Source organism: Stieleria sp., assembly GCF_041595215.1.
In the GTDB taxonomy this organism is placed as follows: domain Bacteria; phylum Planctomycetota; class Planctomycetia; order Pirellulales; family Pirellulaceae; genus Stieleria; species Stieleria magnilauensis.
Genome location: NZ_JBFHKV010001283.1, coordinates 1 through 2,172, shown reverse-complemented (window position 1 = coordinate 2,172; position 2,172 = coordinate 1). Strand labels below are relative to the sequence as shown.

At 60.3% G+C, this 2,172-nt stretch carries 3 protein-coding genes; 1 reads left to right on the top strand and 2 read right to left on the bottom strand.

The window, feature by feature from the left end; all coding sequences use genetic code 11:
- Together ABX749_RS30575 and ABX749_RS30570 are read right to left on the bottom strand one after the other, a co-directional pair.
- Positions 1–598: aminotransferase class III-fold pyridoxal phosphate-dependent enzyme (locus ABX749_RS30575; protein WP_372899368.1), on the bottom strand; the 598-nt coding region annotated here is incomplete at its 3' end.
- Between the two features lie 177 nt (positions 599–775).
- A complete protein-coding gene (locus tag ABX749_RS30570; RefSeq protein ID WP_372899367.1) occupies positions 776–1,366 on the bottom strand; it encodes a hypothetical protein in 591 nt (196 codons plus the stop codon).
- Between the two features lie 399 nt (positions 1,367–1,765).
- Here ABX749_RS30570 and ABX749_RS30565 point away from each other — a divergent pair.
- Positions 1,766–2,172: hypothetical protein (locus ABX749_RS30565; protein ID WP_372899366.1), on the top strand; the 407-nt coding region annotated here is incomplete at its 3' end.

Sequence of the window (2,172 nt, the reverse complement as noted above, 5' to 3'; positions counted from 1 at the left end):
CGAACGCGTTCTTGACCGCACTGCAATCGTTGTACTCCAGGACCAAAGTATCTTGGCCGACTCCAGGCGTGACGCCCGGTGAATCGGGCACGCCCAGCGTTGCTGCGGCACTGCCCGCGGCGACCAGCAGACTATCGACGTGACCGTGGTAGTTGCCGGAAAACTTGATGACCTTGTGCCGGCCCGTGGCACCGCGCGCGACCCGACTCGCGCTCATCGTCGCTTCGGTTCCGCTGTTGACCAAGCGGACTTTGTCGATGCTCGGCACCGCGTCGATGATTTGTTGGGCCAGACGCGACTCGGCTTCCGTCGGTGCGCCGTAACTGGTGCCCTTGGCGATCGCTTTTTCGATCGCCTCGATGACCGGAGGCGAACGGTGTCCCAAGATCATCGGGCCCCACGACCCGATGTAATCGATGTAGCGATTCCCGTCGATGTCGAACAAGTACGGCCCGTCCGCGTGATCGATGAACAGCGGAGTGCCACCGACGGCGCCGAACGCACGCGCGGGGCTGTTCACACCACCGGGCATGAGTTTGCAAGCTTGTTCGAACGCGGCGACGCTTTTCGGCCCTGCGGAGTGACGGGTCTGAGTCATGGCTGGAATTGGTCCTGTTTGGGGAAAGTGACCACGCCATTGTCAGCCAATCCGGGATCGAACGAAACCCGGCCAAACGCCACACCCCAGCACGCCACACCCAGCACATGGCGTCAGCCAGTGGCGCGTGTTGCCCGATGATTCCACCTCGCGCCGGTCGCTCACGCGTCCCGCTGGTTACCCCGCGAGCCGCTCGCGTTCCTCCGGAATCCGCACCCGCTCGCCACCCAAGTACTCGCGATCGCTGCGGACCAGCACGAACGGAATCACGCGACGAAGCTTATGCAATCGTCTTGCCCGCGGGCCGAAGGTTCCGATTCCTAGCAGCACATTGGCACTGACTTGGCGCAGCTCCCCTCGGAGCCAACGGATGGGGCCGCGGTTCTTGCTGCGGTAGTCCAGAATGTACGAATTGCCGGGCACGATGTTCGAATGGTCGATGTACGTGTCCATGGGCAACAGAGCCTTTCGATCTTCCACGGTCCCGAATGCGTTGTAGCCCTCGCCATCGGCATGCGAGAGCGGGCGGAAGGCCTTACCGACCCAGGGGCCTTTGGAACCAAACGCGACGCGCGTCAGGAAGGCACCGAAACGGTCCCCCTGGTCGAGCAACTGGGCGTCGTATTCTCCCGAAACATCCGCCACCGCCGGGGTCGGCAAATCCCAATAGGTCATCTTGAGTTGAAACCGATCCAGTTTTAGTAGTTCGGCCAGCTGATCCTGTTCACCGGCAGACAGATTTTGCCCGAGCATGTTGAGGTGCCTCATCCAGCAGATTGAAAAAGAACCCGACAAGAGGCGGATCTACCAAAACACCCCCGCCCCCCGCAAGCGATCCCCACCAGTGGCGTACGCTTCCAGCTTGCGACCCCCGCAAGCTTTAGCTTGCCCCCAAAACGCCAGCGAAACACCAGGGTCAAAAGCTGTGTAGGTCAAAAGCTAGCGGCCCCATCATCATTCCGATTGCGCCATCGCAACGATCCCGCCAGGTTGTCAGGGAGGACGGTTCCACCACCGCACATGCTCACCTGTCAACCAACTTTTCCAGTCGTAAGTCTTTATCCAAATTCGGCTTACGACCCGCCTTGACGCATCCCCCCTAAACATCTAAACCACGACTAACCGTCAAGGTCGGTTGCATTGCATGCTGAAAACGAAGAGAGCGGAATGAGTCGGGCATCAGAAACCAGAGCGATTATTTCCGGCACGATTCGGCGTCCAGCGATGGGCGCCCACACCGTCCACCTTCACGACTCGATTCGTTGTGTCCAAGCGACGTCGGCGAGAGAGCTTGCCCGGGCGCAGCGGTTCTGGATTCATCGCTATCGTGAAGCGGGTTTGCAGGGCGTCAATCAACAGACGCCAAGTTTTGACAGCCTCAGCTTGCCGCAGGTCCCAGCCGGTCCACTCGATCCGCCCAGTCGGATCACCAACTGGCGACCGATGGTTTTTCTGGCGTACTATTCCGCTGATCCGAAACAGACGCGTCGCGCCAAGTTGCGATCGATCCCCAACCGCTCGATGGATCGGCTGCTGGCACCTGAACAAATTTGTGGCACGGTAACCCTGTTGGT

Excerpts from the sequence above, each read along its gene's own strand:
- ABX749_RS30570 (WP_372899367.1), bottom strand. The coding sequence starts at position 1,366 with ATGAGGCACCTCAACATGCTCGGGCAAAATCTGTCTGCCGGTGAACAG.